This window comes from Pelagerythrobacter sp. (assembly GCF_041912895.1).
In the GTDB taxonomy this organism is placed as follows: domain Bacteria; phylum Pseudomonadota; class Alphaproteobacteria; order Sphingomonadales; family Sphingomonadaceae; genus Pelagerythrobacter.
This window is the reverse complement of sequence record NZ_JAYSGI010000001.1, coordinates 741,459-760,395: the sequence shown is the minus strand read 5'-3', so window position 1 is coordinate 760,395 and position 18,937 is coordinate 741,459. Positions and strand designations below refer to the sequence as shown.

Sequence of the window (18,937 nt, the reverse complement as noted above, 5' to 3'; positions counted from 1 at the left end):
CGCTGTTGACCTGCGCCTGCGCGTCCGCAAAGGCTTCGCGCGCCCGAATCGCGCAAGCCCTAGCGCGCATCGAACCACCGGCAGGAGCGACCCCGCGCATGAGTCTCGACCCCACCCGTCTCGCCCCCATGGCCAACGCCATCCGGGCGCTTTCGATGGATGCGGTGCAAGCGGCGAACTCGGGCCATCCCGGCATGCCGATGGGAATGGCCGACGTCGCGACCGTGCTGTTCGCGAACCATCTCAAGTTCGACCCCGCCGCGCCTGACTGGGCCGACCGCGACCGCTTCGTATTGAGCGCCGGGCACGGCTCGATGCTGATCTACTCGCTGCTCCACCTCTCGGGCTACGCGCACCCGACGATGGAGGAGATCGCCAACTTCCGCCAGCTCGGCAGCCCGTGCGCGGGCCACCCGGAAAACTTCCTGCTCGACGGCGTCGAATGCACCACCGGACCGCTCGGGCAGGGCCTCGCCATGGCCGTGGGCATGGCGATCGCCGAACGGCACCTCAACGCCGAATTCGGCGACAATCTGGTCGATCACCGCACCTGGGTCGTCGCAGGCGACGGGTGCCTGATGGAAGGGATCAACCACGAGGCGATCGGGATCGCCGGGCATCTCAAGCTCGGCCGGATGATCGTGCTGTGGGACGACAACACGATCACCATCGACGGTTCGACCGATCTTTCGACCAGCGAGGACATCCGCGCCCGCTACGAAGCCACGGGCTGGCACGTCGTCTCGTGCGACGGGCACGACGGCGCGGATATCGAACGCGCGATCGAGGAGGCCATCGCCGACGAGCGCCCCTCGCTCGTCGCCTGCCGCACGGTGATCGGCAAGGGCGCGCCCAACAAGCAGGGCACCAGCGCGACCCACGGCGCGGCGCTCGGCGCGGACGAAGTCGCCGCTGCGCGCGAGGAACTGGGCTGGAGCGCGGCGGCGTTCGAGATACCCGACGATATCCTCGCCGACTGGCGCGCGCTCGGCCAGCACGGCGCCGACATGCACGGCGAATGGCGCGAGCGCCTCGGCGCATCGGAGCACAAGGCCGAGTTCGAGCGGCGCATGGCGGGCGAGTTGCCGCAGGGCGACAAGGCCGCACAGGCGTTCGCCGACTGGCTCGGCAAGGACCAGAAGGTCGCCACGCGCAAAGCGTCGGAAATGGCGCTCGACGTGCTGACGCCGCTGTTGCCCGAAATGATCGGCGGCTCGGCCGACCTCACCGGCTCCAACAACACCAAGGCGAAGGGGATGGAGCCACTGACCGCCGACAACTACGGCGGCCGTTATCTCTATTACGGCATTCGCGAATTCGGCATGGCCGCGGCGATGAACGGCATGGCGCTGCACGGCGGCGTGATCCCCTACGGCGGCACGTTCCTGATCTTCAGCGACTACTGCCGCAACGCGGTGCGCCTCTCGGCCCTGCAGCAGACGCGCGCGATCTACGTCTTCACACACGATTCGATCGGGCTGGGCGAGGACGGGCCGACGCACCAGCCGGTCGAGCAGCTGATGAGCCTGCGGCTCATCCCGAACCTTTACGTGTTCCGCCCGGCCGACGTGATCGAGACCGCCGAGTGCTGGAACCTCGCCTTGCAGGCCAAGGGCACGCCGTCGGTCCTCGCGCTCAGCCGCCAGAACCTGCCGCAGCTTCGCCATGCCGACGATCCCGAGGGCGAGATGCTGAGCGGGAAGGGCGCCTATCGCCTGCGCGCCGCCACGGGGACGCGCAAGGTTGTGCTCATCGCCACCGGGTCGGAAGTCGAGCTCGCCTGCGCCGCCGCCGATGCGCTGGAGGCGGACGGCATCGGCGTGGACGTCGTCTCGATGCCGTGCATGGAACTGTTCGCCGAGCAGGACGAGGCCTATCTCACCGACCTGCTGCCCGCCGATGCACTCAAGGTCTCGATCGAGGCCGGCGCGACGCTGGGCTGGGAACGCTACACCGGGACGGACGGATTGCAGATCGGCCTCGACCGCTTCGGCGCTTCGGCCCCGGCGGGCGACCTGTTCGAGAAATTCGGCTTCACCGCCGAGGCCATCGTGCCGAAAATCAAAGCCAAGCTGGGTATTTAACAGGAGTTCTTCACATGGCGACCAAGGTTGCGATCAACGGTTTCGGGCGTATCGGGCGGCTCGTGGCGCGCGCCATTCTGGAGCGGGACGATCACGATCTCGAGCTCGTCTCGATCAACGACCTCGCCGATACCGGCGCGAACGCGCTGCTGTTCCAGCACGACAGCACCCACGGCCGCTTCCCGGGCAAGGTCGAGACCGACGGCAACGACCTGGTCGTCAACGGCAAGCACATCCACGTCACCGCGGAGCGCGATCCGGGCAAGCTGCCGCACAAGGCCAACGGGATCGACATCGTGCTCGAATGCACGGGCTTCTTCCAGTCCGACGAGGCGGCGCGCCCGCATCTGGAAGCCGGCGCCAAGCGCGTGCTGATCTCCGCCCCCGCGACGGGCGTTTCGAAGACGATCGTGTTCGGCGTCAATCAGGATACCCTGACCGCCGAGGACGTGATCGTCTCGAACGCGAGCTGCACCACCAACTGCCTCGCCCCGGTCGCCAAGGTGCTGCACGACACGGTCGGCATCGAGCGCGGCTTCATGACCACGATCCACAGCTACACCAACGACCAGCGCATGCTCGACCAGATCCACAAGGATCTGCGCCGGGCGCGCGGCGGGGCGCAGAACATGATCCCGACCACCACCGGCGCGGCGCGCGCGGTGGGGCTGGTGCTGCCCGAGCTGAAGGGCAAGCTCGACGGGTCGTCGGTCCGCGTACCGACGCCGAACGTCAGCCTGATCGACCTCGTGTTCACCCCCGGCCGCGACACCACTGCCGAAGAGTTGAACGCCGCGCTCAAGGCCGCCGCCGAAGGCAAGATGAAGGGTGTGCTCGATTATACCGATCAGCCATTGGTTTCGAGCGATTTCAACCACTACCCGGCGTCTTCTACCGTCGATTCGCTGGAAACCGCGGTGCTCGAAGGCAAGCTCGCGCGCGTGGTCAGCTGGTACGACAACGAGTGGGGCTTCTCGAACCGCATGATCGATACCGCCGGGGTAATGGCGGGGCTGATCTGAGGATTCACGAATGGCCAAGTTCAAGACCCTCGACGATCTCGGGGAGATCGCTGGCAAGGTCGCGCTCGTCCGCGTCGATCTCAACCTGCCGATGAAGGACGGGCGGGCGACCGACGTCACCCGGGTTCAGGCGTCGATGCCGACGATCCTCGAACTCGCCGACGCCGGGGCCAAGGTACTGCTGCTGGCGCACTTCGGCCGCCCTAAGGGCGCGCGCCATTCGACGATGAGCACCAGCTTCGTGCAGGGCGACGTCGAGCGCGTGCTCGGGCGCGAGATCATGTTCATCCCCGAAGTCATGGGCCCGGTGGTCGAACAGTCGATCGGCATCCTGCGCGATGGCGATATCGGCCTGCTCGACAACGTTCGCTTCTGGCCGGGCGAGGAGGCGAACGATCCCGCATTCGCCAAGGGCATTGCGGCGCACGGCGATTTCTACGTCAACGACGCGTTCTCCGCCGCGCACCGCGCGCACGCCAGCACCGAGGGGCTCGCCCACCTGCTGCCCGCCTATGCCGGGCGCGCGATGGAGAAGGAACTGACCGCGCTCGACAAGGCGCTGGGCAATCCCGAGGCGCCGGTCGCCGCGGTGGTCGGCGGGGCGAAGGTTTCGACCAAGCTCGACGTGCTTGAGAACCTCGTCGGCCGAGTGCAGCACCTGATCATCGGCGGCGGCATGGCCAACACCTTCCTCGCCGCGCGCGGGGTCGATGTCGGCAAGAGCCTGTGCGAGCACGACCTCGCCGCCACCGCCAACGCGATCATGGACAAGGCCGACCACGCGGGCTGCACCGTGCACCTGCCCTACGACGTGGTGGTGGCGAAGGAATTCGCCGCCAATCCCCCCTCGTTGCGCACCTGCAACGTCCACGAGGTCGCCGAAGACGAGATGATCCTCGACATCGGCCCGCAGGCGACCGAGGCGCTGGCGGACGTGCTCAAGACCTGCCGCACGCTGGTATGGAACGGCCCGCTGGGTGCGTTCGAGACCGAACCGTTCGACACCGCCACCGTCGCGCTGGCCAAGACCGCCGCAGCCCTGACGCAGGACGGCTCGCTGACCTCGGTCGCGGGCGGCGGCGACACCGTCGCGGCGCTCAATCACGCGGGTGTGACGGAGGATTTTACTTACGTTTCAACCGCGGGCGGCGCTTTCCTCGAATGGATGGAAGGCAAGGAGCTGCCGGGGGTCGCGGCGCTGAGCGCATGAGCGAGGCCCCGTTCGTCGGCGCGTCGAGCGGCCCGGTGCGGGTGACAGAGGGCGAATGGGCCGGATGGTCGACCTGGCGCGACGACGCTTTCGAGGAGCGCGCGGGCCCGTTCTACGACAAGGTTCTCGAGGACGGCAGCACGCTCTGCGCCTTCCGCGCCGAGGCGCGGCACATGAACGGCGCGGGCTTCATGCACGGCGGTTGCCTGATGACCTTCGCCGATTCGGCGATCTTCGCGATCGCGCGCGCGGCGATGGACGGCAGTCATGGCGTCACGCTCCATCTGACGGGCGATTTCCTCGATCCGGTTCGCGAGGGGCAACTGGTCGAGGCGCGCGGCGAAGTCGTGCGCGCGGGCGGCCGGACGGTGTTCGTGCAGGGCCTCGTCACCGCCGACGGCGCACCCGTGCTGCGCTTCGACGCGATCATCCGCAAGGTATCGGGCAGACAGGCCTGAGGCGGGCTTGCTTGCGCCCGAGGTGCTGGCTATTGGCGCCGCGTGCATACGAATGCGCCGACAGCAAGGGATCGACGATGAACCGCCAGCAAATGACCGACCGCATCGCCAGTGGGCAGGGCTTCATCGCCGCGCTCGACCAGTCGGGCGGTTCGACTCCCAAGGCGCTGCGCGGTTACGGCATCGAGGAGGGCACCTGGAACGGCGACGACGAGATGTTCGCGCTGATCCATGCCATGCGCAGCCGCATCGTCGAGAGCCCGTGCTTCGGCAACGGCAAGGTGCTCGGCGCGATCCTGTTCGAGAAGACGATGGATGGGGAGAGCGGCGGCCGGCCGGTGCCCGACCGGCTCGCGGAACGCGGCATCGTGCCTTTCCTCAAGGTCGACAAGGGGTTGGAGGACGAAGCTGACGGCGTTCAGATGATGAAGCCGATGCCCGATCTCGAAAGCCTGCTCGCGCGGGCGAAGGACAAGGGCGTGTTCGGCACCAAGATGCGTTCGGTCATCAAGGCGAACGACACCGCGGGGATCAAGGCCATGGTCCACCAGCAGTTCGCCGAGGGCGCGCGCATCCTCGCCGCGGGGCTGATGCCGATCCTGGAACCCGAGTACGATATCACCGCCGCCGACCGCGCCGAGGGCGAGAAGGTCCTGCTCGAGGCGATCCTCGAAGGCCTCGATGCGCTGCCCGAAGGGCAGCAGGTCATGCTCAAGCTCTCGATCCCCGCCGAAGCCGGGCTCTATGCGGGGCTGGCGCGCCATCCCAAAGTGCTGCGCGTGGTCGCACTGTCGGGCGGCTACTCGACCGACGAGGCCTGCGAACTGCTGGCGCGGAACCCCGGCATGATTGCAAGCTTCAGCCGCGGGCTGCTGCAGGATCTCCGCTCGGGCCAGAGCGACGACGAGTTCGACGCCACGCTCGGCGCGGCGATCGACCGGATCCACGCCGCCAGCGTCGCGTAAAAAATCTTCTAAGCGGCGGCGCGTGCCGGCGCTGCGCGCCGCGGTCCCCCTCCCCGTACCGGGGAGGATTAGCGCATCTCGTAGACGAAGCGATACTGGCGCGGGTCGGTCTCGCGGTCGGCGCGCTTCTCGGGAATGCCCGAAACGAGGGCGATCACCCGGCCGTGCGTGCCGAAGGTTTCGCCCAGCGTGATATCGGTCGTGTCGCGCCAGCCGTCGCCGTCGATCCGTGTCTTGACGATCAGCCGCCCGGCCCAGACGCAGCGCGCGTTTTCGGGGCAGCGGCTGTCCTCGACCACCGCCTTGGGCGTCACCACCAGATCGCCCACCCGCACCGGCTGGTCGATCGGCACGGCGTAGCGCTCGGGCATCGGGGTGCGCGCGACGGCGGGGGCGTCGGGGACGACGGTGCAGGCTGCGAGCGGCAGCGCGGCGAGCGCCGGAGCGGCGAGGGCGAGAATGCGGTTCATCGGCGGAGTAACGCGCGAGCCCGCTTTCTCGGTCCTGAACGCGTGACGAATCCCCTCCGTCGCACTATCCCACCACACGATGACCGAACCAGCCACGCAACTCTATCTGATCTCCCCGCTCGACGTGGGCGGCGATTTCCCCGACCGGCTCGAACGCGTGCTCGCGGCGGGGCCGGTCGCCGCCTTCCAGTTTCGCGTGAAGGGGCTCGACCAGCACGAGGCCGCGCGGCTCGCTGCGCCGCTGCAGGAAATCTGCGCCGCGCGCGATTGCGCCTTCATCGTCAACGATTCGATCGCGCTCGCCAGGCGGCTTGAAGCGGACGGCATACATCTGGGGCAGGGCGACGGCTCCCCGGCGGAGGCGCGCGAGGCGCTGGGCCGCACTGCGCAAATCGGCGTCACCTGCCATGCATCGCGCCATCTCGCGATGGAAGCGGGCGAGGCAGGGGCGGACTACGTTGCGTTCGGCAGCTTCTTCCCCAGCGAAACCAAGGAAAGCGAGCACCGGCCCGAACCCGAGTTGCTCGCATGGTGGCAAGGCCTGTTCGAAATACCGTGCGTCGCGATCGGCGGGATCACCCCGGCCAACTGCGCGCCGCTGGTCGCGGCCGGCGCCGATTTCCTCGCGGTGAGCCACGCCGTCTGGGGCAGCGGAAACGAAGCCGAAGCGGTGCGCGAGTTTCACCGCGCGATCGGGCAGGCCTCCGCGCCGTAAGCCGGGCGGCGGACGGATACATTCCGGGCATGGCGCGTTTTCGCAGCGCAGGGGCGGGTCGCGTCCCGTATGTCCGGAGAACCCGATGCGCCACCTGATCGCCGCTGCTTCCCTGCTCGCCCTTTCTGCATGCGGGTTCAACGGGACCGATCCCGACGAGCCGGGTAGCGAGACCGCCGCCAGCGCGGAGAGGGCCGACGGCAATCTCGCCGATGCGATGGCCTCGCACGATCCGGGGCAGGGCGACTTCGTGGTGCCGGAAATCCGCGATACCGATGCGCGCCCGATGATGCAGGTTCAGGTCGTGCTCGATCGCCAGGGCTTCGGCCCGGGCGTGATCGACGGCCGGATCGGTCTCAGCACCGAGAATGCGTTGCGCGGGTTTCAGGAAGCCAACACGCTGGAAGTCACCGGCGAGCTCGACGACGACACCCGCCGCGCGCTCGCCAGGTGGGACAACATTCCGGCCACGCGTATCGTCCGCATTCCCGAATCGTGGGGCGCGCTGACCTTCGCCGAGATGCCCGAGGACCCGGCAGACCAAGCCGAACTCGACCGGCTGGGCTACGAAACTCTCGACGAGAAACTCGCGGAACGCTTCCATACGACCGTGGAGGTGCTACGCACGCTCAATCCGGGCGGAAGGCCCGCCGGCGCGGCGCCGCCGGATACGCCCGCTTCACCCACGCCGACACCGACCGCATCGGACACCGCCGATGCCGAACCGCGCTCGACATTCGCTGCTGGTCAGCTAATCCGCGTCCCCAATATCGGCGCCGACCGTATCCAGCCCGGCGCGATCGACAATCCCGACTGGCAGCGTACGCTGCAATCGCTCGGGGTCGGCAGCGAACAGCCCGAGGCCGCGCGGGTCGTGGTCAGCAAGTCGAAGGGCACGCTGCGCGCCTACAATGCGGACGACAAGCTCGTCGCGCTGTTCACCGTCACCTCGGGCTCGCAGCACGATCCGCTGCCGCTCGGCGAATGGGACGTGAACGGCATCTCGTTCAACCCCAAGTTCGCCTACGATCCGGCGCTGTTCTGGGACGTGCCCGATCACGAAGAGAAGCAACAGCTTCCCCCCGGCCCCAACAGCCCGGTCGGGGTGGTGTGGATCGATCTCTCGAAGGATCACTACGGTATCCACGGCACGCCCGAACCGCAGGCGATCGGGCGGACCCAGAGCCACGGCTGCGTGCGGCTGACCAACTGGGATGCGGCGCGGCTCGCGGAAATGGTGACGGGGCGCACGAACGTGCTATTCGAAGCCTGATATGGCGCTCAACGTTCTCGACCGGGTTCTGACGATAGTGGTCACGGCGACGCTGACCTCGGCGGTGTGGATCGTCGCGGGCGGCAGCTTTGTGCGCTACGCCGACAGCGAGGGCGAACGCGAGACCACGCAGCCGGCTGAAGCGGCGCCCAGCCCCGTCGCGACCGATACCGGCGCCGCGGCGGCGATCGATTCGCGCACGGCCGAGCGGCCTGCCGCTGCCGCCGCGAGGGATCTGCTGATCCCGGTGCTGAACATTCGCGCCGCCGACCTCACCGACACCTTCACCGACGAGCGCGGCGATGGCACCCGGCTGCACGAAGCGATCGACATCATGGCGCCGCGTGGCACCACGGTCGTCGCGGCGGCGCCGGGTCGGATCGAGAAGCTGTTCAAGTCGGGCGCGGGGGGCAACACGATCTATGTCCGCGGCCAGGACGGCGAAACGATCTATTACTACGCCCACCTCGATCGCTATGCGGAAGGGCTCAAGGACGGCCAGCGGATCCGCCGTGGCCAGCGGCTGGGGGCGGTCGGCAGCACCGGCAACGCTCCGCAGGATGCGCCACACCTTCACTTCGCGATCTTGCGCACGACCGCCGACGCCGACTGGTGGGAGCCGGCCAACGCGATCAATCCCTTTCCGCTGCTGACCGGGCGCCAGGGGGCGGGGCGCTAGCGCCCTTCGCGAACGCAGCGCATTCGGCCCGGAGCGCCGTCCTTGCCCATCTGGCGCAGCGTGGCGCTGCCGGTCTGGGTGAACCGTTCGCCCTTGAGCGGGCCGCGTGTGAAGACGAGTTTGGTCCCGGTGAGCAAATACGTCCCCGAACCGTTAGCAGTGCGATAAGTCGAGCCGGTGCCGATGGTGAAGCCTTCGTTGGCAATGTCCCGCCACGCCTTTCCGGCGGCATCGCCCGGCATCGAACATTGGTAACGCCCCTGGGGGATCGTCCCGAGCTTGCCCCCGGGCGCGGCCATCGCGCCCGCGGCTGCCAGCGCCGAAGCCAGCGCGATCGCATATCGGATGCCTGTCATGGGCCAGCCCCTATCATCGCGGGCACGCGCGCGCCAGCGACCTTGCCCGCGCGCGGCGGCTCGGCTAAGGCGCGGCGCGCGATCGCGGGCGGCCCTGATCGAGGTCCGCCCCTCAAACGAAGGCTCCTTGAACCATGAAGATCTCCGGCGTGGACATCCGTCCCGGCAACATCCTCGAATACGAAGGCGGCATCTGGAAGGTCGCCAAGATCCAGCACACCCAGCCCGGCAAGGGCGGCGCCTACATGCAGGTCGAAATGAAGAACCTGCAGGATGGCCGCAAGACGAACGTGCGCTTCCGCAGTGCCGACACGATCGAGCGCGTGCGGCTCGACACCAAAGAATTCCAGTTCCTCTACGAAGACGGCGACATGCTGGTATTCATGGACAACGACACGTATGAACAGATCAACCTGCCCAGCGACCTGCTCGGCGATGCGCGCCCGTTCCTGCAGGACGGGATGCAGGTGACGCTCGAACTGTGGGACGAGAAGCCGATTTCGGTCGCGCTGCCCGAACAGGTCGAGGCCGATATCGTCGAAGCCGATGCGGTGGTGAAGGGGCAGACGGCCTCGTCCAGCTACAAGCCGGCGGTGCTCGACAACGGCGTGCGCGTGATGGTGCCGCCGCATATCGAGAGCGGCACGCGCATCGTGGTCGACGTCTACGAGCGGACCTACGTCGGCAAGGCCGGCTGACCGTGAGCGCGGGCGGGCATCCCAGGCTGGACGGCATCGACCTGCCGACCAGCTATATCCTCGGCGTGATCTACGACGACGAGTCGCTCACGCTCGAAATGGACTTCCACCTGCTCGACGGGCATCCGCGCTACGCCGCGCCGGAAGACGGGGCCGAAGGCTGCTACCGCAAGGGCTTCGTCCGCTTCGCCGACCTCGACGACCTGCGGCTGCGCAAGGCGAAGCCCGAAGCCGGGCGCGATGTCGATTACTCCGATATCTACTCTGCCACAATCGAGGGCGATTACGCCAATATCTCGAGCGGCTGGGGCGAGATCGAACTGACCGCGCGATCGATCCAGATCGCGCTCGACTGATTACGGGATAGCACAAGCACCATGTCCATGTTCTCCGGCCTCGTTCGCGTGATGGAGCGCGCCGCGCGCAAGGCGGGCGGCCGTCTGCGGCGCGACTTCGGCGAAGTCGAACACCTCCAGGTCAGCCGCAAGGGGCCGTCCGACTTCGTCTCCAAGGCCGACCGGGTGGCCGAGCGCACGATCTACGACGAACTGCTCCACGCGCGTCCCGACTGGGGCTTCGTGATGGAAGAGGCCGGCACGATCGAAGGCGATCCGACCAAGCCGCGCTGGATCGTCGATCCGCTGGATGGCACGAGCAACTTCCTCCACGGCATCCCGCACTTCGCGGTTTCGATCGCGGCGCAGGAGCCGAAACCCGACGGCTCGGGTTGGGGAGATGTGGTCGCGGCGGTCGTCTACCAGCCGATCACCGACGAGACGTTCTGGGCCGAGAAGACCCGCGGCGCATGGCTGAAGGACGGGCGCCTGCGCGTATCCTCGCGCTCGCATCTGTCAGATGCGCTGATCGCCACCGGCATCCCCTACGGCGGCCGCGGCGATTTCGCCGAATGGAGCCGGATCTTCGCCGCGATCGGCCCGCAGGTCGCCGGCATCCGCCGCTTCGGCGCCGCCTCGCTCGATCTCGCCTGGCTCGCCGCTGGCCGCTTCGATGGCTTCTGGGAAAGCGACCTCGCGGACTGGGACACCGCCGCCGGTTGCCTGCTGGTGCGCGAGGCGGGCGGCTTCGTCAGCGACTATCGTGGCCGCTCGCAGTCGATCCATGCGAAGCAGGTTCTCGCCGCCAACGATGCGCTGCATTCGCGCCTGCACAAGCTGCTGGCAGGGGCGCTGAAGTAATTCCCGTTGATGAAGCGGCGGCGGCTGGCTAACGGCAACGCTCCCGCCCCGGAGCCCCTGTGGTGGAATTGGTAGACGCGCTCGACTCAAAATCGAGTTCCTCACGGAGTGCCGGTTCGAGTCCGGCCAGGGGCACCACACAAGACTGGGTACAGGCACTGCGTAATCGGTACCCGGCCGCCAGCGCGGTGCTGGCGGCCGGGTCGCGCGATCAGAAGGTTACGCGGGCACGCAAGCCATAGGTACGCACGTCGTTGAGGAAGCGGATGTTGAGCGCGGAGCCGACCAGCGCCTTCTGCGATGCCTCCTCGTTCAGGAAGTTGCTCGCCCACGCCTCCAGCCGGAAGTTGCCGACCGAATAGCCCGCGCCGAGGTTCAGCGTCACGAAGCCCTTCTGGCGGTCGGGGAAGCCGGCCTCCAGCGCGGTCTGCCGCGTGCCGTCGAGGAAGACGATGTCGTCTTCGTTGAACTGGCTGAGGAAAAACGACGAGCGGTAGTTGAGCAGCGCCTGCCAATCGAACCGGCCCGGCCCGATGTCGAACCACTGCGACAGACGCGCGCTGAGGTTCATTTTCGAGGCCAGCGGCAGGCGATTGCCCACCAGGCTGACCAGCGGCGATTCACCGCCCGCGTCGAAATCCTGCGCGCGGGCATCGGCCACCACACCTTCGGTCACCTTGGTGTCGAGGTAGGCGGCGTTGAGATCCAGCGCGTAATTCGCCGGCAGTTTCAGCCGCAGTTCGGCTTCCGCGCCGTAGATGCGCGAGGCGCCGATGTTGCGGTTCACCAGCGAATAGCCGTTGCAGACCGGCGGCGTCTGGGAATCGTCGAGGTTGATGCAGGTCAGATCCTGGAAGACCTGATCGGAATAGTCGTAGTAGAAACCGGTCAGGTTGAAGATCGCCCGCCGCCCGAAGGCATCGAACCCGTTGCGGCTGCCGATTTCGTAGACGACCAGCTTTTCGGGGCTGAACGTTTCCGGGATCGTCGATCCGTTGAAGCTGTCGTTGAAGCCGCCAGATTTGTGCCCGGTCGAAACCTTGGCGTAGAGCATGTTGTCCGGGCTGACATCGAATTCCAGGCCCGCACGCCAGTCCACGAAATCGAACTTCGATTGGCCGATCTGCTGATCGGGGATCGTCAGCTCGACGAAACTGAAGCCGCCGTCTGCCGGGCAATCGACGAAGCCGTTGTCGATATCTGGGCGGTCGATGCAGGTGCCGTTGGGGCTGGTGCCGTTGGCGATGGAGCCGATCTGGTCGATCAGCGTATCGCGCAGGCCCGGCATCTTGATCCCTTCGACCAGGAACTGCGCGCGGCCCTGCAGCGTGTCGATCCCGCTGACGTCGAAGTTCGGACGGTCGAGCAGGTTGGGCTTGAAGCCTTCGGTGCCGAGCCGGGTGCTGAAGCAGCAGGCGAAGCCTTCACCGCCCAGCGTCAGCGCCCAGTTGCCGCCGATGCCGTAGCGCGATTTCTTTTCCTCGGTGTAGCGGATGCCGGCGAGGAACCGCAGGCGGTCGGTCACGTCGTACGTTCCGTCGCCATAGAAGGCGAAGCTCTCACCGTCGACGTCGGGCATGGTGAACTCGGTGCCCGAGTAGCAGCAGTAGCCGCGGTCGGCCAAGGCGAGATAGCCGACGGCCTGATCCTCGGTGAAGTAGAACCCGCCCACGTTCCAGCGGAAGCGCTGATCGTCGTTGGCGAACAGGCGCGCCTCGTAGACCTGGCTCTTGGAGCGCGACTGCCAGAAGTTGTTCGAGAAGTTGTCGTACTGGAACCCGTCGAGGTCGCGGCCCGGATGGTCGATGCCTTCGCTGCTGGCGTTCGCCTGGTAGAAATCGACCGAGCGGTAGCTGCCGGTCACTTCACCGGTGAAGCTGCCGAAATCGTAATTGATCTTGCCCTGAACGCCCCACAGCTCGTTCTCCATATCGCCCTGCATTCCGCGATAGACGACATCCTTGAGGTCGAGCTTGTCGGGCCGCAGACCGGTGGCGATCACCGCACTGTAAATGTTCGCGCCCGGATAGCCGGTGCCGGTTTCCTTGCCGTAATCCCCGACGATCGAGACGCTGAGGCGGTCGTCGGGCTCCCACAGCAGCGAGAGACGCCCGGCGTAGTTCTCCTCCAGCCCGGCGGGCTTGAGGTTGCGCGCCTGCTCGCCGGTGGAGACGTTGCGGAAGCCGTAGTCGCGGTTGATGTAGTACCCGGCCGCGCGCATCGCGATCGTGTCGCCCAGCGGCACGTTCAGCGCGCCTTCCGCGCCGTATGACGAGCGGTTGGCGATCTCCGCCTGCGCATAGCCACCGAACTCGCCCAGCCGGGGCTTGGCAGTGATGATGTTCAGCGTGCCGGCCAGCGCGTTGCGGCCGTACAACGTGCCTTGCGGGCCCTTGTTCACTTCGACCCGTTCGAGGTCGTAGAACATCAGGCCGAGCCCGCGCGGCCGAGGGATGTAGGTGCCGTTGAGGTGCGGCGCGGCGCCCGGGTCGCCCAGCTCGGTGTTGTTCGCCGAACCCACGCCGCGGATGAAGATCTCGACGTTGCCTTCCTGGTTGGCGATGCTGAGACCGGGCACGGCGATCTGCAGCTGGCGCAGCTCGGATATCCCGTCCTGCCGCAGTTGCTCGGCATCGAGCGCCTGAACGACGCCGGAGACATCTTGCAGGTTTTCCTCGCGGCGGTTGGCGGTGACGATGATCACGCCATCGTCATCGTCCGCTTCCTGCGTCTCGGTTGCGGGATCGTTCGCCGGTGCGGTCTGCGCGTAGGCGGGAACGGCGGCGACCGAACACAGCAACATGGTGCCGAGCGCTCCGGCGAATTTGGTCTTGGTCATATTGTCCTCCCCTGCGATCGGCGCGATGCGATCGTTCACTGGCATGAAAGTTGGCCGCCCGACGGCGAGACGATGCGCGCCGACGAGAGGGTGATGTCGAGCTGGCCTTCGGTGACCAGCATCAGCGGCGTCTCGACACGGCTCATGTCGACACCCGCCTGTTCGAAGCAGCTCAGCGGCAGCGCGAAGCGCGTCCACTGGCCGGACTCGGCCGCGCTGGCGAGCACGCCGCGTAGCGGGAAGCCACCCGTGCAGCCTTCGCCGCACGCCATCAGCAGGCTGACGTCGGCGGTGGGGGCGGCATTGACCTTGAGCTCCAGCTCCAGCGCGAGATCGCCGTTGGTCTGGCGCGTCAGGTCGCTCGGGCCATCCTGCACGATCGCTGCGGCGGCGCGTCCCGCTCCGGTCCAGCGCAGGCGGACCGAATCCTCCTGCGCGTTGCGGTCGGCCCCTTCGGCCGTAATCAGCTCCGGCCCCGGATTGGTCGCCAGCGCGCCCGGCGCACCGATCAGCAATTGCCGCCCGGCGCCCGCGCGCCCGGCGGCGAACAGCACGTTGTCGTCTGCCGGGGCAGCCGTGGCGCGGTCTTCAGGCAGGGCTGCGAGATCGCCGGGTTGGTCTGCCGTCAGGCCGTAGCCGTAGGCGAACAGCGGATCGTAATCCGCATCGCCGACGTTCACCGCCGTCTGGTCGCTCGTCTTCGGCCAGCTGTAGGGCAGCTTGCCGGTGAATTCCGCTTCGCCGAACAGCACGTCCGCCACGCCGCCGCCTTCCGAGCCGGGCAGCCAGGCGGCGACGAAAGCGTCGGACGCGTTGATGAACGGGTTGGTCCACATCGCGCGGCCCGAGAGGAACACCGACACGGTCGGCACGCCGTCGGCCTGAAGCTTGCGCAGCAGGGCGAGGCTTTCCGCATCGTCGTAGCCGACATCGGGCCGGTCGCCCTGGAATTCGGCGTAAGGGTCTTCGCCGAACACGACGATCGCGACGTCCGGTTTTTCGGCGTAGGCACCATCAGGCGACAGCGTGGCGGTGCCGCCCGCTTCGCCGACCGCTTCCTCGATGCCTTCCCAGATCGTCTGGCCGTTGGGGAAATCGGCGCGCGTGGTGCCGGTGCCCTGCCAGCTCAGCGTCCAGCCGCCGGTCTGCTTGGTCATGCTGTCCGCCCCGCCGCCCGCGACGAGCACGTTCGCCCCGGCGTCGAGCGGCAACACGCCGCCCGCGTTCTTGAGCAGGACGAGCGACTTGCGCACCGCTTCGCGCGCCACCGCGCGGTGTTCGGCGCTGCCCAGCCGCTCGAACTCGCCGGCATAGGGGCGGGAAGACGGCTTGCCAGCCTCGAACAGCCCAGCGCGCAGCTTCACCCGCAGGATGCGGCGCACGGCCTCGTCCAGCTTGTCCGCGGGCAGCGTGCCGTCGCGCGCGTCCGCCAGCGTGGAGGCGTAGAGGCCTTTCCAGCTGTCGGGCGCCATGTACATGTCGAGCCCGGCGATCACCGACTGCGCGCAATCGGTGACCGTGCATCCTGCCACCTGCCCGTGGCCGTTCCAGTCGCCGACCAGGAACCCGTCGAAGTTCCAGCGATCCTTGACCACGCCTGTCAGCAGCGATTCGTTGCCGTGCATCTTCGCGCCGTTCCAGCTCGAGAAACTGACCATGATCGACTGGACCCCGGCCTCGATCGCGGGAAGATAGGGCGGGCTGAACAGGTCGCGCAGCCCGTCCTCGCCGATTCGGGCATCGCCCTGGTCCTTGCCGCCTGCGGTGCCGCCGTCGCCGAGGAAGTGCTTGGCGGTCGCGATGATGTGCGGGCCGCGCAGCCAGTCCTCGTCGCCGATTTTGCCTTGCAGCCCCTCGATCAGCGGCGCGGCGTAGGAGGCGGCGATTTCCGGCGTCTCGCCGAAGCCTTCGTAAGTGCGGCCCCAGCGGTCGTCGCGCACGACCGCCAGCGTGGGGGCGAACGTCCAGTCCAGCCCGGTGGTGCGCATCTCGATCGCGGTGACTTCGCCGATCCGGCGCAGCAGTTCCGGGTCGCGCGCCGCGCCGAGGCCGATGTTGTGCGGAAACAGCGTGGCGCCCACGATGTTGTTGTGCCCATGCACCGCGTCGCTGCCCCAGATCACCGGGATGCGCGGCAGGTCGCCATCGGGCTTCATCGACGCGGCGTAGAACGCGTCGGCCGCCTCCAGCCATTCGGGGGCGGGGGCGTTGTACTTATCGCTCGGCGTGGAATTGCCGCCGTTGAGGACGGAGCCGAGGTGATAGCGGTAGACATCTTCGGGCGTGACGCTGGCGATGTCGGCCTGGATGATCTGGCCGACCTTCTGCTCGAGCGACATCGCCGCGAGCAGCTCGTCGATTCGCCGCTCGATCGCCGGGTCGAGCGCCAGCGGCGCGGCCTGCGCGGACCACTGCTGCGGATCGGCGACGGCCGGCGGGTTCGGCTGCGCGGCCAGCGGCGCGGCGACCATTCCGGCGCACAACGCGGCCGACATTGCTCCGAACATGAGTGTGGCTCTGCGACGCAGCACTAACCTCTCCCTCCCTGAATACCTGACAACGTTTACCGTTGCATCTGACAGCGTTTACCGTGCGCCATCGACACAAGTCAAGAGAGGCGCTAACCAAGCGCGTCGGCAGGTGCCCGGCAGGCCGCGCGGGGGCGCATTTTCGGGGGAGAAACCGCCATTTCCAAGCGATCCACGATCGTCGACGTCGCCGATCTCGCCGGCGTTTCGATCAAGACCGTGTCGCGCGCGCTGAACGATGCGCCGCATGTCAGCGCTGACGCGCGCGAGCGGGTCAAGGCGGCTGCGGCGGCGCTGGACTATCACCCCAACATCGCCGCGCAGAGCCTGATCGCGCGGCGCAGCTATCTGATCGGGCTGACCTATGAGCGGCCGAGCCCAAGTTACGTCGTCGAATTGCAGAACGGCGCGCTCGCCCGGCTGGAGGATGCGCGCTATCGCCTCGTCGTGCTGCCGTTCCGCGACGTCGCCAGCCGCCCGGAAGAACTGGGTCGCCTGCTGTTGCGCGCTGGGCTGGACGGTGTGCTGCTGGCGCCGCCCGCTTGCGATCAGGACGATCTGCTGGCGATGCTCGACCGGCAGAAGCTGCCCTATGCGCGGATCACACCGCACCGCGCGATGGAGCGCGGCATCGTGATGGCGATGGACGAGGTCGCCGCAGGCCGCGCGATTGCCGCACACTTGCTGAGCTTGGGCCACCGGCGCATCGGTATCGTCATGGGCGATCCTTCGCACGCGGCCAGCGCGGCGCGAATGGAAGGCTATCGCCGCGCCTTCGCCGAGGCGGGTGCGGCGATCGACGACAACATGATCGGCACCGGCGATTTCACCTACGACGTCGGCTACACCGTCGCCGCCGACCTGCTGCGCCGCACGCCACGCCCGACCGCGATCCTGGCGCAGAACGACGACATGGCGGTGGCCGCGATGGCCGCGGTCCGCGATGCCGGGCTGTCGGTGCCGGGGGACGTGTCGGTTGCCGGGTTCGACGATTCGGAAGTCTCGCGCACCGCCTGGCCGCAGCTTACCACGGTGCGCCAGCCGGTCAGCGAAATGGCGTGGGACGCGGTGGACCGATTGATCGCCACGCTCGATGCCGGGGGCGGCGATGAAGGCGAAGCGCCCGCGACGCGCGGCGACCATCCACACGAATTGCTCGTGCGCGCCTCCACCGCGCCGCCGCCGCGCTAGTCGGCGGTCAGGGGCGGCTCGGCATAGCGGATCAGTTCGCGCGCCTGCGCGGCGAACCAGCCGCCCGCGCGCGGAGCTTCGACGCCGCGTTCCGGGTCCATCGGACCGGCGGTGCCGCGATAGCACTCGCCGTCCGATTCGCCGGGAATCTTGATCCACAGGAAGGCATCGACATAGGGATCGCCGCTATCGAGCGTCGGTCTGCGCCCCAACCCGCGATCGGGCGGATTGCACCAGACCTCCGCGTCGGAATACTTGCCTTCGGGTGGCGACCATGAACCCGTGCCGTTGCGGCTGCTATCGACGATCGCCCGCTTCTGCGAAGCCGGATCGCGCGCCAGCCCGGCTGCGGCGAACAGCGCATCGTAAGCGGCGTCGGTCGCGCCCCAGGTCGCGACGTCGGCGAAATCCGCCGGATCGTACTGGCTCGGGCATTCACGCGGACCGATCGCGCCTGCGGTGACGAGCGCCAGGCAGTCGCTGACCCAGCGCGCATAGTGCGTCACCCGCGCATCGCTTTCGAAGTTGGACACGTTGAGAAAGAACCCGTCGGCCTGGGCTATGTTGGCGCGCGCCAGCCGGTCGACCGTCTCCCCCGGCGCGAGCCAGCTGCTGCCGGTCCCGTCGAGATAGACGCGGGTTCGCGGCAGATCGGCGAGAATGCCGACCGCCGCGCCGAGCGAGGAAAATCGCTCGGCAGCCGCCTCGTCCGGCTCGGCGATGTCCGGACGGCAGGCTTCCGGTTCCCCCATGAGGGTGCGATGCCACGGGACGACGCCGATCGCGTCGGGTTCCAGCGCGACGATCGCCTCGCGCCCGCCGATGCCCGCCGCGAAGCCGCGGATCCACGCGACGTATTCGTCCGCCCCTTCGGCCCCGCCTGCCGAGTAGAGCGCGCAGTCGCGCAGCGGAATGTTGTAGGCGACGAGCACCGGCACCTGCCCCGCGGCATGCGCCGCATCGACCAGCCGCGCAACTTCCCGCTCGACCTCTTCAGGAGTGCCAGCGGTGAACCAGGTCGCCGAGGGGAAGCGGCTCAGCAGCAGAGCGTCGCGCCGCGCTTCGCCCTCCAGCCGATCGACCGCCTCGACCGTGCTGCTATCCGGATTGACGTACAGCGACTGCGCGCTCGCAGCCCCTGCGAGACAAAGGCCGATCGCAGCCGCCGCCACACACCTGATGGACAAGAAATCCGGCACCGAACTCCCCTCGAGTGACCGGAGGTCGTGTGGCAGGGTGCGGCGATCATGACA

17 protein-coding genes and 1 tRNA gene are annotated in these 18,937 nt (G+C 67.8%); 13 read left to right on the top strand and 5 right to left on the bottom strand.

Annotation, left to right across the window (positions count from 1 at the left end; translation table 11 throughout):
• Nucleotides 1-98 precede the first annotated feature (98 nt).
• The 5 genes from tkt to ACE3QC_RS03800 all read left to right on the top strand — a co-directional run bounded on the left by tkt (nucleotide 99) and on the right by ACE3QC_RS03800 (nucleotide 5,739).
• Entirely contained in the window at nucleotides 99-2,084 is a 1,986-nt protein-coding gene (gene tkt / locus ACE3QC_RS03820; protein ID WP_374405782.1) for a transketolase, read from the top strand.
• A 14-nt stretch (nucleotides 2,085-2,098) separates the two neighbouring features.
• Entirely contained in the window at nucleotides 2,099-3,106 is a 1,008-nt protein-coding gene (gene gap / locus ACE3QC_RS03815) for a type I glyceraldehyde-3-phosphate dehydrogenase (RefSeq protein ID WP_374405781.1), read from the top strand.
• A 10-nt stretch (nucleotides 3,107-3,116) separates the two neighbouring features.
• Nucleotides 3,117-4,316, top strand: coding sequence for a phosphoglycerate kinase (pgk, locus tag ACE3QC_RS03810; protein ID WP_374405780.1), 1,200 nt, complete (start codon nucleotides 3,117-3,119; stop codon nucleotides 4,314-4,316).
• On the top strand, nucleotides 4,313-4,774 hold the full coding sequence (locus tag ACE3QC_RS03805) for a PaaI family thioesterase (RefSeq protein WP_374405779.1): 462 nt from the start codon (nucleotides 4,313-4,315) through the stop codon (nucleotides 4,772-4,774). Before pgk ends, ACE3QC_RS03805 begins: the two co-directional genes overlap by 4 nt.
• A 77-nt stretch (nucleotides 4,775-4,851) precedes the next feature.
• Nucleotides 4,852-5,739 (top strand): fructose bisphosphate aldolase, encoded by an 888-nt coding sequence (locus tag ACE3QC_RS03800; RefSeq protein ID WP_374405778.1) that lies wholly within the window; start codon nucleotides 4,852-4,854, stop codon nucleotides 5,737-5,739.
• A gap of 68 nt (nucleotides 5,740-5,807) precedes the next feature.
• Here ACE3QC_RS03800 and ACE3QC_RS03795 read toward each other — a convergent pair whose 3' ends face one another.
• Nucleotides 5,808-6,209: a hypothetical protein gene (locus tag ACE3QC_RS03795; protein WP_374405777.1), complete on the bottom strand. Its 402-nt coding sequence runs from the start codon at nucleotides 6,207-6,209 to the stop codon at nucleotides 5,808-5,810.
• A 79-nt stretch (nucleotides 6,210-6,288) separates the two neighbouring features.
• Here ACE3QC_RS03795 and thiE point away from each other — a divergent pair, with 79 nt between their 5' ends.
• From thiE to ACE3QC_RS03780, 3 genes are all read left to right on the top strand, one after another.
• Entirely contained in the window at nucleotides 6,289-6,924 is a 636-nt protein-coding gene (gene thiE, locus ACE3QC_RS03790; RefSeq protein ID WP_374405776.1) for a thiamine phosphate synthase, read from the top strand.
• Between the two features lie 85 nt (nucleotides 6,925-7,009).
• Entirely contained in the window at nucleotides 7,010-8,197 is a 1,188-nt protein-coding gene (locus tag ACE3QC_RS03785) for a L,D-transpeptidase family protein (protein ID WP_374405775.1), read from the top strand.
• 1 nt (nucleotide 8,198) lies between these two features.
• Entirely contained in the window at nucleotides 8,199-8,876 is a 678-nt protein-coding gene (locus ACE3QC_RS03780; protein ID WP_374405774.1) for a M23 family metallopeptidase, read from the top strand.
• On the opposite strand, the gene ACE3QC_RS03775 is transcribed toward ACE3QC_RS03780, so the two are convergent.
• Nucleotides 8,873-9,232: an elongation factor P gene (locus tag ACE3QC_RS03775; protein ID WP_374405773.1), complete on the bottom strand. Its 360-nt coding sequence runs from the start codon at nucleotides 9,230-9,232 to the stop codon at nucleotides 8,873-8,875. The two genes, ACE3QC_RS03780 and ACE3QC_RS03775, sit on opposite strands and share 4 nt — an antisense overlap.
• Before the next feature lie 134 nt (nucleotides 9,233-9,366).
• Here ACE3QC_RS03775 and efp point away from each other — a divergent pair, with 134 nt between their 5' ends.
• The 4 genes from efp to ACE3QC_RS03755 all read left to right on the top strand — a co-directional run bounded on the left by efp (nucleotide 9,367) and on the right by ACE3QC_RS03755 (nucleotide 11,264).
• Nucleotides 9,367-9,930 (top strand): elongation factor P, encoded by a 564-nt coding sequence (efp, locus tag ACE3QC_RS03770; protein ID WP_374405772.1) that lies wholly within the window; start codon nucleotides 9,367-9,369, stop codon nucleotides 9,928-9,930.
• Nucleotides 9,931-9,932: 2 nt separating this feature from the next.
• On the top strand, nucleotides 9,933-10,286 hold the full coding sequence (locus ACE3QC_RS03765; protein ID WP_374405771.1) for a hypothetical protein: 354 nt from the start codon (nucleotides 9,933-9,935) through the stop codon (nucleotides 10,284-10,286).
• Between the two features lie 21 nt (nucleotides 10,287-10,307).
• Complete coding sequence (locus ACE3QC_RS03760) at nucleotides 10,308-11,126, top strand: inositol monophosphatase (protein ID WP_374405770.1); 819 nt, start codon at nucleotides 10,308-10,310, stop codon at nucleotides 11,124-11,126.
• Nucleotides 11,127-11,179: 53 nt separating this feature from the next.
• Nucleotides 11,180-11,264 (top strand) — tRNA-Leu (locus ACE3QC_RS03755).
• Between the two features lie 73 nt (nucleotides 11,265-11,337).
• Here the strand turns inward: ACE3QC_RS03755 and ACE3QC_RS03750 are convergent.
• Together ACE3QC_RS03750 and ACE3QC_RS03745 are read right to left on the bottom strand one after the other, a co-directional pair.
• Complete coding sequence (locus tag ACE3QC_RS03750) at nucleotides 11,338-13,965, bottom strand: TonB-dependent receptor (protein ID WP_374405769.1); 2,628 nt, start codon at nucleotides 13,963-13,965, stop codon at nucleotides 11,338-11,340.
• 35 nt (nucleotides 13,966-14,000) lie between these two features.
• Nucleotides 14,001-16,472: a glycoside hydrolase family 3 N-terminal domain-containing protein gene (locus tag ACE3QC_RS03745; RefSeq protein ID WP_374405768.1), complete on the bottom strand. Its 2,472-nt coding sequence runs from the start codon at nucleotides 16,470-16,472 to the stop codon at nucleotides 14,001-14,003.
• A gap of 159 nt (nucleotides 16,473-16,631) precedes the next feature.
• Here ACE3QC_RS03745 and ACE3QC_RS03740 point away from each other — a divergent pair, with 159 nt between their 5' ends.
• A complete protein-coding gene (locus tag ACE3QC_RS03740) occupies nucleotides 16,632-17,684 on the top strand; it encodes a LacI family DNA-binding transcriptional regulator (RefSeq protein ID WP_374406636.1) in 1,053 nt (350 codons plus the stop codon).
• Here the strand turns inward: ACE3QC_RS03740 and ACE3QC_RS03735 are convergent.
• Nucleotides 17,681-18,883, bottom strand: coding sequence for a glycoside hydrolase family 6 protein (locus tag ACE3QC_RS03735; RefSeq protein WP_374405767.1), 1,203 nt, complete (start codon nucleotides 18,881-18,883; stop codon nucleotides 17,681-17,683). The genes ACE3QC_RS03740 and ACE3QC_RS03735 overlap by 4 nt on opposite strands.
• Nucleotides 18,884-18,937: the final 54 nt, after the last annotated feature.

What these genes read in the sequence shown, in the direction of transcription:
- efp (WP_374405772.1), top strand. Translation starts at nt 9,367, where the DNA reads ATGAAGATCTCCGGCGTGGACATCCGTCCCGGCAACATCCTCGAATAC.
- ACE3QC_RS03780 (WP_374405774.1), top strand. Translation starts at nt 8,199, where the DNA reads ATGGCGCTCAACGTTCTCGACCGGGTTCTGACGATAGTGGTCACGGCG.
- ACE3QC_RS03805 (WP_374405779.1), top strand. Translation starts at nt 4,313, where the DNA reads ATGAGCGAGGCCCCGTTCGTCGGCGCGTCGAGCGGCCCGGTGCGGGTG.
- ACE3QC_RS03785 (WP_374405775.1), top strand. Translation starts at nt 7,010, where the DNA reads ATGCGCCACCTGATCGCCGCTGCTTCCCTGCTCGCCCTTTCTGCATGC.
- ACE3QC_RS03760 (WP_374405770.1), top strand. Translation starts at nt 10,308, where the DNA reads ATGTCCATGTTCTCCGGCCTCGTTCGCGTGATGGAGCGCGCCGCGCGC.
- ACE3QC_RS03775 (WP_374405773.1), bottom strand. Translation starts at nt 9,232, where the DNA reads ATGACAGGCATCCGATATGCGATCGCGCTGGCTTCGGCGCTGGCAGCC.
- gap (WP_374405781.1), top strand. Translation starts at nt 2,099, where the DNA reads ATGGCGACCAAGGTTGCGATCAACGGTTTCGGGCGTATCGGGCGGCTC.
- thiE (WP_374405776.1), top strand. Translation starts at nt 6,289, where the DNA reads ATGACCGAACCAGCCACGCAACTCTATCTGATCTCCCCGCTCGACGTG.
- tkt (WP_374405782.1), top strand. Translation starts at nt 99, where the DNA reads ATGAGTCTCGACCCCACCCGTCTCGCCCCCATGGCCAACGCCATCCGG.
- ACE3QC_RS03800 (WP_374405778.1), top strand. Translation starts at nt 4,852, where the DNA reads ATGAACCGCCAGCAAATGACCGACCGCATCGCCAGTGGGCAGGGCTTC.
- pgk (WP_374405780.1), top strand. Translation starts at nt 3,117, where the DNA reads ATGGCCAAGTTCAAGACCCTCGACGATCTCGGGGAGATCGCTGGCAAG.
- ACE3QC_RS03750 (WP_374405769.1), bottom strand. Translation starts at nt 13,965, where the DNA reads ATGACCAAGACCAAATTCGCCGGAGCGCTCGGCACCATGTTGCTGTGT.
- ACE3QC_RS03795 (WP_374405777.1), bottom strand. Translation starts at nt 6,209, where the DNA reads ATGAACCGCATTCTCGCCCTCGCCGCTCCGGCGCTCGCCGCGCTGCCG.
- ACE3QC_RS03745 (WP_374405768.1), bottom strand. Translation starts at nt 16,472, where the DNA reads ATGTTCGGAGCAATGTCGGCCGCGTTGTGCGCCGGAATGGTCGCCGCG.